Source organism: Paenibacillus pabuli, from assembly GCF_039831995.1.
In the GTDB taxonomy this organism is placed as follows: domain Bacteria; phylum Bacillota; class Bacilli; order Paenibacillales; family Paenibacillaceae; genus Paenibacillus; species Paenibacillus pabuli_C.
The window spans coordinates 194,752-208,809 of the sequence record NZ_JBDOIO010000001.1; the positions used below are offsets into that span (position 1 = coordinate 194,752).

Sequence of the window (14,058 nt, forward strand, 5' to 3'; positions counted from 1 at the left end):
GTACTGATCATTATTAAATATATAAGGATATATTATAATGGATACGGATAGGTGGAGAAAACATGAGTAAGCATGTCAATGTCGCTATTGTTTTCGTCAGGACTCAGGAAGACGCAGAAAATCTCGTAATTGAACTGGGATTAAAAGCTGTGGCTATCGGAAAATGTAAAAACCGGGATTTATACTTCGCTGCTGTGCAGATACGTGTCTCATTCCGTGATTTTAAACATATGGCCGAAACACTTAGTTGTTGGACACTTGTGTGTGATGAGATTGTCAAATTAGCTTTTGGTATGGATACCGGCGAAACTCTCGCTGATAGAGTGACACGCAAAGCTAATGAGTGGATCAGTACTATTATTAATCTTTAGTTAATATTCTATAAAGATTTACTTAATAGCTCCAAGTAGAATTGAGATTTGACGAAAATCTTGTTCTATTTGGGGCATTATACGTTTGGAGGTGATTCTGTTGATGATAACCGAGGAAGACGGTAAGGTTGTCAAAATGTTTATATTAATCCCAGTTGCAGAGAAAACACTTGATGTAAATATCAAGCGAATGCGCAAGGCTGATCTCAAGATACCCGAACTCTTCATCGGACAGTTAATTCTCCTTCAGGACGAATTAATTAAAAAGTATCGAGGAACTAAAATACGGATGCGTGAGTTAGGCATAAAGGTATTGGAATCTCAACAAAACCCTGACGGAATCTTCGCAACCTATAAGTGCCGAGGTTATGAACACAAGATGAATTTACGGTGGGAATTAATCCGGAGCGATATCATGACACTTCTTTCTGAAATGATGGATATCGATCTCGATAAGCTAGAAGTATTAACTGATGAATAGGAGGAAGAATTAATGAATACTTATACGGTCGTTATTAATGTTTATGGAATGCGGAAAGTTCACGGTGTAATCGCAAATGACGAAGAATCTGCTGAAACGCTGATCCGTCAACACTGGAATGGTGAAGAAAGTGTATTTATTGAGCGTATTGAATTGGTCACAGAATGTGGTATCTTTATCACTAAAGACGTACCTGATTATTCTATTGATATTTTGGAAAAACTATTATAAAAATATTTGCATATTACACTAAACCGTGGTTAAAGCCACGGTTTTTTGTGTGACTATAAAATATCCATTTAATTATGTTATTAACAGAGAATAATAAAGTATTTATTTAAGTAGTTATCAACTACCTTATGATAAGAGGTGTACATATGAGTTTAGACATTCATGGATGGGACATGCACGATATTCAGTCAGCAATGCGAGGGAAAAGTATTTTCGAAGTTTTACAGATGTATCGTGACAAAACCGCTGAAATGACAGCCAGATCGCTTGACTACACTCAAGCACGCGATGACGACAATGAAGCCGCTATTGCACGACTTACAAGTGAGTACGATCACCTTGAAAAAGAAAAGTGTGTTATCGCATTACATATCGCAAATACACTGAGTAAAGATTCTGAAACTAGATAAATTGGAGGTATTATTTATGAAAAATCAATCGATAAACGCAGCACCTGCGGAAGTTGCCGGAGATGATTTCGAGTTTGTTGATCTTAAACCTGCATCGTATATGAGAAAACTCACTGAGACGGCTCAAAACGCAACAGTTGAAAAATGGTGGGGAACTTTCAAGTATAAGTTGGAAGCGGCTATTGAACGTGCAGCTACCAGTGAATCACTGCAGTTAGCTATTAAAAAAGGTGAGGAATTGGATGACTATGGTTTCGTTTCATCTGAAAGACACCGTAATATTTTGACACGTGAATTGACTGAACTTGGGTACACTGTTGAATATTTTGAGGATAAAGATGGCAGAGAACGTACAATCCTTATTAAATGGTAAAATAGTTGACTGTACATGAAAGGATGGTTACTATGTCAAGATTCGATTTAATGACTGCTGAAGAAAAGGAAGCTTATTTTCAACCGAATACGATCCTGAAGGTTATCACTGGTTCAACTTCCTACGGCTTAAATACTCCTGAATCCGACACCGATATGAAGTCTATTGTTAACTTACCGGTATATGACCTATTCTCGATGGGAGAGGAATTTACTACAACAGTTTCTTCTGATCCAGATCACGAATATCATTCACTTAAAAAGTTTCTTTCTCTGGCACAGACTCAAAATCCGACTGTACTTGAGATCATCAGTGGATTAGATCAGTTTGTAGTGCAGACATCTCCGGTTGGTGACTATCTCCGCAAAAATAAATCGATTTTCCTTTCTAACGGAATCGTAAATAGTTTCGGAGGTTATGCCAAACAGCAGCTTCTGCGCATCAAAAACGGATTAGGTGTCGCCACTATTGATGACAATATCGTACACTTGAAAGAAACTCTCGATCGAGTTATGGCTACATTTGATGAGCACTATCCTACATATGGCGAAGGAAAATTAACCGTCACTAATGTAGGTGTTGATGATCAAGGGCGTGCTGATATTAACTTAAATATCAATTATGATAAGATCGAATTACGGCAACTCGCTGGTATGACATCTGAACTCACTAATGCAAGCAAGAACTTTAATAAAATGGGTGCACGTAACAAAAAAGCTGGCGATAAACTGGGTAAACATGCTATGAACTTAATTCGACTTCTAATCGTAGGTGCTAAGGCGATGCGAACGGGGGAATTGGAAGTTTACCAAGGACATAACCGAGACTTACTCCTTGATTTACGTAATCTTAAATATACGTGGGACGAAGTTTTCGAAATGGTTGCTGAATATGATTTTGAATTCCAGGAAGCTCGGAAACACTCAGTATTGCCTGATTTTGTGGATAAGCAAGAAATCGACAGAATGTATCGCAGGCTATCTATTAAGTGGTACGGAGTTTAATTATAACAACTGGAGGAACTATTATGACATGGGAAAAATTGATGGTAATTTTCGAGGATATTAAATCTGAGGCTTTTGACAGTATGACAATTTCAGAAATTTTGAATGACCTCAGTTATTTATCCCCACATGAAAATTTGTATGTAGCTTCTGGAGTTTACCTTGACGGATCTTTTGGAAGCTATCGTGGGTACTATAACGATATGGCTATCGGATATAGTACGACAGAGACTGGTCTATTCCGGGTAGAAGATTTCGAAACAATTTTACGGAATGCACTAGCGGCAGGATCGATGATGAGTTACAAAAACGGTGATTACCCTATCACCCCTGATACTAAGGTCTGGCTTGCTGAGGAAAATGACCTCGGTGAAATGATTGTGGCAATCAGAAGGATTGACGGTAACGCTTATATCATCACAAAACAGGACTAATTTGGAGGTATAATTCATGGGAAAGCAGATTATTAAGCAACCTGACTCCAGATTCTGTATTTTCAGTACTAACACTGACGATCTTATTCTTTGTAATTTGAACCGTGACGAGGTAATCGAATATTTCAGCGATTATCCTGCAGAATCACAGGATCGTCTGAAAGAATTGGAATTGGTCGAAGCAGGACAACCTGCCTACTACCAATTCACTATGTCCTTTGTTGAAGCTGTAGAGCACCGCAACATGGTTCACCATAACAAATTTTACGAAGGTCATAGTCACGTTGAACCTGAAGAACTTAAACAGATCATCGAAGACCAGCTTGCACTCTTGAATATCAAATTCGAAGATACTCTATTTTTCGACGAAGACTAGGAGGAATAAGTTGTGAGCGAAGAACTCATCATGGAAGTACGTGAATTTGTGTCTAACAAAATAGGTTCGGATGACATCAGTAACTCGATGATTTACTTATGTCAGGCAGGATCACATATTAGTGGTACAAACGACGAAACATCGGATTTGGACTTCCGTGCAATATCAGCACCTGATATTAGTACAGTTTTTGGATTGGATGCCTTCGATCACACTAAACTTATTGGTGGGCAAGGTAAAATTAACCATAAGGATGACTTCGATGTGGAGATTTATAGTCCTCGGGAATTTATTAAAGATGCATACTACGGTGAAATTATACCTTTCGAAATGCTTCACGTTGGAGAAGAATTTCAATTGGATTTAGCCAAACCTTTTAAGCCGCTCTATGACCGACGTGATATGTTCTTGTCTAAATCTGTGGTACGCAAGTACTCGAAATTTATCGATGGTTGCTTCAAGAAGTCAGCTGTACCTGTCAAAAGTCTTAAACGTGAGGACAAAATTCAGCGTGCAACAGCCTATGGCTATGAGACTAAGGAAGCAATGAACTCTATCAAATGTCTACGACTCATGATCGAGCTATTGGATACCGGTGAAGTTAACCTCTATCGTAAAGATAGGGAGGAACTTCTCGACATCAAGCGAGGTAAGTATACGGTTGAAGAGTATCACAAAATTTACAAGGAACTTCGTGAGGAACTTGAATCCAAACTTAAAGAGAATACCGCTATACCTGATAGAGCAAACTACAAACAGGTCAATGAATTTCTCATAAGTTACATGAGATTCCTTTATCCTTAAAATTGTAAGCAACCGATTTATTTCGGTTGCTTTTTATTTGGTCTATAACTCATCGTTGAAATTAATTAGTTGGAAATAGATTATAGAATAGTTTTCGTAGTAAAGGGGAATCTAAATGGCAATTTGTCAGAGATGCGCTTCAAACTACCGAGAACCTGAAAACAACTCAGATGAGCATCTATGTCCTAAGTGTGAGCACTTCCTCCGCACAGGCAGGCGATACTACGGTAAAGTTATTAGGTATGATGAGGAAACACGAACTGGAATGGTGGAAGTATACGAAATGTTATATACTTTCGCAGTATTACCTAGTATTCTTCCTGGAATGAGGTCGATCCGAGAAACTGATATGATCGAACTAGCAAAAGTAGAAAAGCAAAACAGTTTGAAGTACTATTTTACTTATTTAGGTCATTATTAGTTTCAAGTAGTAAATAATGTTCTTTATACATAATCTCACAATTATCGTAATTATTTCTTGAATGTAAAGGTAAATTGTGTTATAATTATATGGGACATTAATTAATCGCATTAATTAAGAGATACAGAAGAAATGACTTTAGAAGTCGAATGAATAATTCGTCTTATAGAGTCATTACTTATTTACACCGCGTTTATTAATGGTTTACCCTAGGAGGGAATTAACATGAACTATACTATAGGGGACTCAGGGGACAAAGTATTTAATCCTCTTTACTCTCAAGATGGTGATGTTGTAACCTACTTTGAATCTTTCGGCGTTGTTGGAACAGGTGTAGTCAAAGGCAACGAACCTTACGCTGAAGGCGTTTTTGTATATGGTGAGGGTTGGAGTCAATTTGCCAATAAGTTCTTCATTATTAAAGTTGAACGTGGTAACGAAGTAATTTTTCAACAGGAGTGGTACAATGAAGTTCAATAATCACGGAATGGGGAGTTAAATTATGTATGTGTCATCTAAAAACGGAATTTTAGCTATCGAAGATGATTCAAAATTTACTTATGTTAGTCAAAATTCAATTCCCGCTGAACTTGTGGAAACGGTACCTGATACCAACGACTTCGTTTACCTATTGCCCTCAACTCTGGTGGATGAGGTAACACGACTTATCGATACCGATATGGCAAAAGCGGCAGACTACGTAAAAAGCCGATCACTTGTCACTGTGGAAGCGGTATAACAGTAGATGAGCATAATAGCAGTGATGGGGTGATTAGTTGATAAACGATTTTATAGATTTCTTAAACAATGCTGATCTGCCAACTTTGTTAGCTATTTTAATAATCTCGATAATTGCACTCGTTGCATATGTAGTTATAGACAAACTTTTCTTTTCCGACCGTCTATGGTAGTAGCTCTTCTGGGTATTCCCAGTAACACAGTACATATAAATAGAGACTGTAACGTATCGTTGCAATTCTATTAATATATAGCGATTCTATATTAATCGTTTGTTTTTTGTTGCATCTAAATAATAACCATATAATTAAGTAGTAGAAGAAAAATCTGTTTAGGAAGGTATGATATATCGTGTCTGAACACAATAACGAGAATAACTATGATGAATCATCGTTTAAGGTACTCGAAGGAATTGAACCGATCCGTACAAATCCTCACTTGACTCTTGATGGTTCCGGAATGAAAGCTATCTTCCAGCTCCTTCGTGAGGTTACGGATAATATTATCGACGAATCTAAAGAAGTTAAATCGCGTAAAATTACAGGTAAAGTCAAATTGTTCCCTGACGGTTCAGTTGAAATTTCCGATAATGCTCGTGGTATCCCGGTTGGACTTCACCCAGAAAAGAATATTCCAACTGTGTACTTGGCCTTTGAGGTTATGAACGCTGGCTCGAAAATTAAAGGGCACAGTTCTTACGCACGTTCAGTTGGTGCGAATGGTATTGGTCTTTCTGCTGTAAACGCGTGCTCTAAACGTCTGGATGTTACAATCAAACGTGACGGCGAAGTTTGGCATATCGGTTACGAAATGGGTAAACGTGTTGAAAACTTGGAAAAAGTCGGAACATGCGATATCAATGATACAGGTACTACTATCAAATTCTTGTTTGATGAAACTGTACTTTCAATGAAAGATGAAAATCGTGTTTACGATTACCCGTTCATTCTCAATGATATCAAAAAACACTTTGCAGATTATGCGATCTTTAACCGTAACGTGGAATTCTTCCTGGATTGGGATATTCCTGTTACTGGTAAAGGTACGATGGAATTTACGAACGAGTATACACCTCAATCTATTGTAGGTAAAAATGGGAATAAGGTTCTGGAATATTCCTACGAATCTACTAAAATCAATTGTGGTGCTGAATTCTACTTCTCGGTTACTGAACCTGAAAAACGCGTACAGTTGGCAGCGATCAACGGTTCCCGAGTAATGTATGGACAGCACGTAAGTGCTTTCGAAGATCGCTTAGTTGAATTCGTTTCAACTATCTTCAAAACTCGTGGCTATCTGAGTAGTGAACTCGCTTTGGACCGAGATTTGATTTTGGAACGTATTAACTACGTAATCTTGGTTAACACTGATATTAAACAGTATAAAGGACAAGTTAAAAACGAATTCTCCGCTGTTGATGTTGGTTTCGATATTCGTGAAGAGTTGCAAGGTAAATTCGAAGAAGTCTTCGATACAGCTGAACTGGATCGGTTCATCGAGGATCTGAGAGAAATTTACGGATTACGGTTGAGCGAGTATCGTGCATTGAAAGCTGCACGTGAAAAGAAACGGCCTACATTTAAAAAGGAAGTCATTAACAAGGACTTATCTAAATTCTACGACTGTGAGAATGGTCCGAGAATGCGCGAACATAACAGTGTCTGGTTCCTGGAAGGTAACTCGGCGGCAGGTACATTCTCAAGTAGCCGTAACGTGTCTACTATGGCTTATGTCGAACTTCAAGGTAAGCCGTTGAATGTCAATAAACGTTCCGATTCTCAATCACTTGAGAAAAACGGTACATTCCGAATCATCAGTCACGTTGTAAAAATGAACAAATTTACGAAATTTATTATCGGTACTGACGGTGATACTGACGGACTACATATCCAGTTGCTGATCAGTTTGATATTTTACAAGCATTTCCCTGAAATTATCGAAGCAGGACAACTTTACATCTGTTACGCACCACTCTACCGTGGTCACAAAAACGGTAAAGTTGATTACTTCTTGGAAAACGAATATGATCTGGCTATCTCGCAAGGTTTCACTATTGGTGCCGGCGACCGTTTCAAAGGATTGGGCGAGATGAAGTCTGAGGATATGAAAGCTTCTATGATCAATAACGGACGCTTCGTACGTGTTAGTCCTCAGTCCTTTGGTAAAATGGAAGAAGCAGGAATGTCCGCTGAAGATATCATTCTGCGTCTGACTTCTAATGATACATCTGCTCGTAAGGAAATCTTGAAACATATGGCTGACTCTGAATTGCTCAGTTATTACGAGAACCAACGTGCGATAAAACGTAAGTTTGATTCTAAAATTAACCCTATGTACCTGACTAGCGATGGTACTCCAATGACTCAAGAGGAATTGGATGCGAAATATGGTAACTTCGATACTGAGGTTGATGAGTACGAGCCTGGGGATTATACCGAAGAGTTGGACGAAGATATTTACGATGCTGATGCTGTATAAAATCAGTTAAACTACAAGAGGTTACCGATCACGGTAGCCTCTTTTTTATATCCTTAATTAGTCCTGTACATTAAGTAGTGTAAGGTTAATAATGTAAATTATTTAAGATAGTTCTTGGATATTCGAGAATAATTGGAATATCGGCGATTAGAATTAAAAAAAGAATTTTGGAATATTAATACATATAACTGATCGTTCAGGCTTCCCTAGCACTAAATATGAGTAAGAAAAAATAAAAAATATCGAATGGAGTGACATTTAATGTCTTTTAATTTTAATGACCCACAAGTAACTGACCTGATGACAATGATTAATATCGAAATTTCGAAAGTACCTTCGGACCTGCCTTCTCATGTAGTTTACCGCAGCTTCGGACGTATGGTATTGCAGTTGGAAGGTATCTTGTCTAACCAAGTTGGACGTAACCTGACTAACGCAGAACGTGAACATTTGGCAGGTAGCTTCCAGGATTTGCTTAACACTAAATATACATGTACTAGTGACCCTAGTGTGTATCTGTATTGCCAATTCCACCCAAGCACTTCCCGCGAAGCACATTCCTACGAAGTTGGCTACTGGAAAAACATCCCTCAATATGTTGAAGCTTAATCTTAATTCCCGCATGTAACTTAATATAATTAATCCTCAATGTAATTGGAAGTTTATTTGAGCGGGGAGTCATCTCCTTTCATATAAACTTCCAATTTGGAGGAGTTACTGAGAGTTTTACGGCTCCAGTTATAGGATTAGGCTAGTCTTGATAGGTATTTATCAGGCTAGCCTAATTTCTTGTTTAAGACCTATATTGATCTATAATAATGCGCAATAAGTAGTTATAGGAAAGAAAATAAGTAGTATTATGCTGGGATATTCAATTGTAAGGGGGAACTAATCTTTGCAATCTGTCCGAGTTAAAAAAGCTAAAAGTGAGAGTTATTGGTATGCTCAACATATCGGTAAAACTTTCACGGTAACTGGCGTTGAAGGTAATTGTTATCGCGTTATATGGGAGAAATCTCCTGATAATTTAGTGGAAGCTCCGATTCTGATTGAAGACTGTTACCAGTATACCAAAAAAGAGACTGGCCCCGAGAAGATTCTCCGGAATCAGCGTACACGATCCGAGGAAAGATCAGCTTTTAATGCTCAGAGAGAAATCACTAAATTTGAGAAATTAAACGCTGAATCGGAAGTAAAGGTATACAAGATCGAAGACTTAACTTAATATCACTAATCCCCGTGATAGGTTAGGTACATGTTATATTAGTGGCTTATTTGGTAGGTTGTTGCTGTTACCAAATAAGCTCCTAATAGGAAGCTTTCAACATTGTACTGTAACTTAAGCAGTGTGTAAGGTTTTGATAAAATATCAAAATTTGCAGCATGCGCAATCACAACGAGATAGGGGATTAGAAGGATGAGGAAAGGCAAGTTAAGTAAGACATTGTCTGTAGTCCTTTCAGCTAGTTTGCTGTTAGGAAGTCTACCTTTTTGGGGAGGAGGTAAAGCGGAAGCATCTGCCTCAGATTTGCTAACATACTCTAAGTTCCTTGATAAGCGCGCATATGCAACTGGCGTGTCTGATGACGGAACTAAGGTAACAGCATTTACAGGTGGTAGTGATTCTGGATATACCTTTAATATTTATGATAAGTCGGGTAATGCTACACCTATAGAGGTTAATCCCACTTATTTTAAGCGCGAGGTAGAAATTTCTCCGGATGGTAAGTACGTTGCATGGATCGAGAATGGCGTAGCTAATAGTTCGAGTATGTCCAGTTCAAAAGTCCGGTTGTTGGATTTAGGCACAGGAATAGTTACTGAGGTAACTAAGACAGGTACTGCAGGTGTTACACTAGCTTTCAGCCCAGATAGTAATAAGATCGTTTATTCTGTAGGAAATGTGTTGTATACATATGACATTTCTGAGCAGAAACAAACAGCTCTACCTTCGAGTATTAGCGGTCAAACTTTCTTGGCAACAAATCCTACGCTAGCCTACTCCGATTATGCAATTTTTGGACCTAATAGCACGGATGTATATTACACTCTAGCTAACTCGTCAAAAGTAGGTTCCGTTTATAAATGGGATGGAACAGCATCTACTTTGATCGCAGGTGGTCTGAATACACAATCAAATAACAGTAATCCGACTGTGTACGCTATATCTTCGGACGGAAAGTATTTACTGTTTGCGGAGAATTACAGTGGTACTATGCATGTTCGTAACCTCGAAACAGGTAAAGATGAAAACCATAGTGCGGCTAATTTTAGGGTTAACAGCTCCGCTACATTCATTGGTGATACGCATGTAGTATCTTATCTTACTTGGGATATGAACCAGGTGAGAACTCTTTATAATATTGACACTAAAGAGAAGTACTACCTTACCGCTGGTATTATTTCTAAAGATGGATCGGCATTCTATTCCAGTTCACACTACAGTGCTGAATCTGGAACAAAGGAAAGTTTTGGATATTACGATTTCAGCTCACTGGATTTAGCTAATATCAACTTCACTCCTTTATTGCCAAGAGAAGTCTACAGCTATGGTGCATCTATTCGGTATTACGCCCCGCTATTTTACAGCAGCGCTAAGTTAAAGGTAAATGGTAAAGAGATTTCCTCTGATCTAACAGTTGGTACATCCCCATTGGCTGTCACATTCACACAGAATATTTTCAGTATGTCTAATGTTCCTTATGGACCGCAAGATGTAGAATTCACTTTCTATAACTCTGCAGGTGACGCAGACTCAATTAACACGCAGTTAGGTGGTCTCCCGTATAAAACTGTAACATTGGGACAAGAAACCGTAGACTTGGGAAGTTTTGTCAACATCAATTACTCTCTTTGGAGAGTGGTTGGAGATAACACTTTGTTAAGCGTAAATTCACTTGGTAGTAAGCAATTTGCCTCGGATGGTAGAGGTAGGTTCTCTCCTACAGTAGAAGGTAATATCGCTAAGTTTTTAAATAACGATTATTACGAAGAATTTACAAAAGAAGATAAAGCATTAATCGATGAGGGAGTATGGCAAACATATTATCCGCTAACGTCGGGTACTCCTAAAGCGTACCAAGTTACTGCACGTATTGGTATGTTGAATTATGAAATGCTTAGTGCATTCCCATCTGGGGGACTCTATTTTGCTTCTACACCTTGGTTGATGGATGCATATGACACCGCTTATAGCAGAGGAACTTCTTGGTGGAATAACCTCAAATATGATAGCTATTCTACTACAACATATCTAGAAGTTTACCCAGCAATTAAGGTCGTATCTGGGGTAACTGCTGTTGAAGGATCTGGGGACTACCGAGACCCGTACACTTTGACTGCTTCTCCAGTTGTAGCTAAACCTACATCACCGGCTAACTTAAAGGTAACTACAGAAGAAACTAGTTTAACAGCAAACTGGGATCCTGTAGATGGTGCTAAGGGTTACCGAGTTGTGGTAAATAACCAACAAGTATATAGTGGTCCGAATTTGTCATACGTTTACACTGGGTTAACGGCTAATACAGACTACACTGTAGATGTGTATGCATATAATGATGCTGGTGAAAGTAGTAAAGTTAGTTTGGTTGTAAAAACCAAAGAAACTGCAGTACAACTCGCGGCACCAGGACAGCCAACTGCAATCAGTACAGAAGCAGGAAATGTTCAGATCAACTGGCCAGCTTCCGAAGGTGCTTTGATTTATAAAGTCCAACGTAATGGTGTAGACATCGGTTCTGTAGCAACCACTAGTTATGTGGACAAAACAGCAGTAATGGGCGAAAGCTACATTTACACTGTCAAGGCTTTTGATGGTATTAACACAAGTAACCCGTCCCCAATTTTGTTAGTAACTGTTGGTGAAGCGACTAACACTCCTGATCCAGAACCAGTTGTATTGGACAAACCGGCAAACTTTGTATTGACTCCGAAGACAACTTCTGTTATTGCAACTTGGGACGCAGTATCTGGCGCAAGTGAATATAAACTTATGCGAGGTAATTCTATTGTTTACCAAGGACCTCTCACTACATTCTCAAACTCTGATTTGACTGAAGGTACGCCTTACGATTACTCTGTCGTTGCTATTAAAGGTGATGTAGTGAGTGAAGCCGCTACAGCTAGCACAGTTACACTTGTTAGTCAGCTTGCTTATCCGGCTAACTTCCGCATCGTAACTCTAGAATACAACAAAGTACGTCTTGAGTGGGATCAGGTAGACGGAGCAGAAGGTTACCAAATGACACGTGATGGTATGCCGATCGGAACACCTAACTCTACTTGGTGGGAAGATGATGCAACAAGTATTTCTGCAGGTGCGACATATACTTATAAAGTATCTGCTGTAAAAAATGGAGTTGCAGGTAAAGAAGCGCAAAAAATTGTCAATGTACCAACCGAACCGATTCAAGGTGAAGCGCCAACTGGCGACTTGGTATTGAAAGCTACTCGTGTTCAACATGACAGAGTTGGGCTTTCTTGGACAACTGTTACCGGCGCAACTTATTACGATGTTTACCAGGATACAGAGAACCGTGTGTGGCATGGTGAATTGAATACAATCACTGATCCTAACGTAGGACCTGAAGAGGTCCACACTTATAAAGTAGTTGCAGGTAACGAGTGGGGAACCCTGGAATCAAACGTAATTGTTGTCACAACTCCTTCCGCACCGCAAAGCATTGTTATTACACCTTCTGAACCTATGGAAGGTACAATAACATTTGAATTTAAAACTGTAGATGGTTCTTATCATTACGTGGAAAGAAACCCGCAAACACGCTATGAGCCATTACCTGATGGTTCATTCCATAAAACTTATTATAACAGTGCAACCGGTGAACTCAGAGACGAAGGTATTGTTTACCCTGTTAATGGTAAACTCCGGTTCAGCGAATCCGGTATTGATCCGAGCAAGGACTATCACTATGACGTCATCGCTGTAGTATTAAAAGCTGATGGTACTGAAGAAGTTGTCGCTCGTGAAGAAGTAAATATCACAACTCCGGCTGATGGTAGTGGTGCAACTGTTCCAGGAACTATTGTTGATCCGACTGATCCGGGTAACGGTGGAGGTACAACTGACCCTGGTAACGGTGGAGGTACAACTAACCCTGGTAACGGTGGAGGTACAACTGATCCAGGAACTACAACTCCGGGAACTGGTGGTTCTGATAATGGATCAATTGGCGGCAACACTGGTGGTTCTACAGGTAATACTGGATCCAATAACAGTGGTTCTACAGGTAATACTGGATCCAATAACAGTGGACCAACTGGTAATACTGGATCGAACGAGAGTACTAATGATGTAGGAAACTCTGTTCCCGGTACAACTGGACCGGTTGACGAAGCTTCAGACATTCCAACGGATGTTGAAGTACCCGCTGATGTGAATTTTTCAGATGTTGAAAATAGTTTCGCAAAAGATGCTATTTCCTACCTCGCAGGTAAAGGTATTGTTAAAGGATACACTGATGGTACTTTCAATCCTGACAAACAAGTAACACGTGCTGAATTTGCAATTTTCCTTAACAGAGCGTTGGGTTATGGTGAAGGTGAATATAAGCACAACTTCAATGACTTTGATGTTAATGCTTGGTACGCACCTGAACTCGCTTCCGCACTGAACAACGGAATCACAAAAGGATTTACAGATGGAACTTATCGTCCAAATGATATTATCCCTCGTGAGCAAGCGGCAGTAATGCTTGCTAATATTATAGCTGAACGTGGAATCGAAGGTAGCGATCTGCAATATGCTGATGCTAAGGCAATTATTGCATGGGCACTTGATAGTGTCGAAGTAGTAACTGAAGCAGGTGTTATGAGTGGTTATCCTGGAGGTAAATTCCTTCCTAAGAAGGAACTGACTCGTGCAGAAGCAGCAATTATGATTTACAACCTCTTGCAAACTAAATAATTCTAAATTAATTA

15 protein-coding genes are annotated in these 14,058 nt (G+C 39.1%); all 15 read left to right on the top strand.

Annotated features, from left to right (window positions below; all coding sequences use genetic code 11):
* Window positions 1-62 precede the first annotated feature (62 nt).
* The 15 genes from ABGV42_RS01385 to ABGV42_RS01455 all read left to right on the top strand — a co-directional run bounded on the left by ABGV42_RS01385 (window position 63) and on the right by ABGV42_RS01455 (window position 14,044).
* The gene (locus tag ABGV42_RS01385; protein WP_347380031.1) at window positions 63-371 is read left to right on the top strand and encodes a hypothetical protein; all 309 of its coding nucleotides are present in this window, start codon (window positions 63-65) and stop codon (window positions 369-371) included.
* Window positions 372-474: 103 nt separating this feature from the next.
* Window positions 475-852: a hypothetical protein gene (locus ABGV42_RS01390; protein ID WP_347380032.1), complete on the top strand. Its 378-nt coding sequence runs from the start codon at window positions 475-477 to the stop codon at window positions 850-852.
* Window positions 853-864: 12 nt separating this feature from the next.
* Complete coding sequence (locus tag ABGV42_RS01395; protein ID WP_347380033.1) at window positions 865-1,083, top strand: hypothetical protein; 219 nt, start codon at window positions 865-867, stop codon at window positions 1,081-1,083.
* Window positions 1,084-1,229: 146 nt separating this feature from the next.
* Entirely contained in the window at window positions 1,230-1,493 is a 264-nt protein-coding gene (locus ABGV42_RS01400) for a hypothetical protein (protein WP_347380034.1), read from the top strand.
* A 16-nt stretch (window positions 1,494-1,509) separates the two neighbouring features.
* Window positions 1,510-1,866, top strand: a complete 357-nt coding sequence (locus ABGV42_RS01405) for a hypothetical protein (RefSeq protein WP_347380035.1) — start codon at window positions 1,510-1,512, stop codon at window positions 1,864-1,866.
* Between the two features lie 32 nt (window positions 1,867-1,898).
* The gene (locus ABGV42_RS01410; protein ID WP_347380036.1) at window positions 1,899-2,870 is read left to right on the top strand and encodes a DNA polymerase beta superfamily protein; all 972 of its coding nucleotides are present in this window, start codon (window positions 1,899-1,901) and stop codon (window positions 2,868-2,870) included.
* A 23-nt stretch (window positions 2,871-2,893) separates the two neighbouring features.
* Window positions 2,894-3,304: a hypothetical protein gene (locus ABGV42_RS01415; protein WP_347380037.1), complete on the top strand. Its 411-nt coding sequence runs from the start codon at window positions 2,894-2,896 to the stop codon at window positions 3,302-3,304.
* A gap of 16 nt (window positions 3,305-3,320) precedes the next feature.
* A complete protein-coding gene (locus ABGV42_RS01420) occupies window positions 3,321-3,680 on the top strand; it encodes a hypothetical protein (RefSeq protein ID WP_347380038.1) in 360 nt (119 codons plus the stop codon).
* A gap of 12 nt (window positions 3,681-3,692) precedes the next feature.
* Window positions 3,693-4,484: a DNA polymerase beta superfamily protein gene (locus ABGV42_RS01425; protein ID WP_347380039.1), complete on the top strand. Its 792-nt coding sequence runs from the start codon at window positions 3,693-3,695 to the stop codon at window positions 4,482-4,484.
* 646 nt (window positions 4,485-5,130) lie between these two features.
* Entirely contained in the window at window positions 5,131-5,385 is a 255-nt protein-coding gene (locus ABGV42_RS01430) for a hypothetical protein (protein WP_347380040.1), read from the top strand.
* 22 nt (window positions 5,386-5,407) lie between these two features.
* On the top strand, window positions 5,408-5,644 hold the full coding sequence (locus ABGV42_RS01435; protein WP_347380041.1) for a hypothetical protein: 237 nt from the start codon (window positions 5,408-5,410) through the stop codon (window positions 5,642-5,644).
* A gap of 350 nt (window positions 5,645-5,994) precedes the next feature.
* A complete protein-coding gene (locus ABGV42_RS01440) occupies window positions 5,995-8,121 on the top strand; it encodes an ATP-binding protein (protein WP_347380042.1) in 2,127 nt (708 codons plus the stop codon).
* A 261-nt stretch (window positions 8,122-8,382) separates the two neighbouring features.
* Window positions 8,383-8,730, top strand: coding sequence for a hypothetical protein (locus ABGV42_RS01445; protein ID WP_347380043.1), 348 nt, complete (start codon window positions 8,383-8,385; stop codon window positions 8,728-8,730).
* 286 nt (window positions 8,731-9,016) lie between these two features.
* Window positions 9,017-9,346, top strand: coding sequence for a hypothetical protein (locus tag ABGV42_RS01450; RefSeq protein ID WP_347380044.1), 330 nt, complete (start codon window positions 9,017-9,019; stop codon window positions 9,344-9,346).
* Window positions 9,347-9,538: 192 nt separating this feature from the next.
* Entirely contained in the window at window positions 9,539-14,044 is a 4,506-nt protein-coding gene (locus ABGV42_RS01455; protein ID WP_347380045.1) for an S-layer homology domain-containing protein, read from the top strand.
* The last annotated feature ends 14 nt before the right edge of the window (window positions 14,045-14,058 follow it).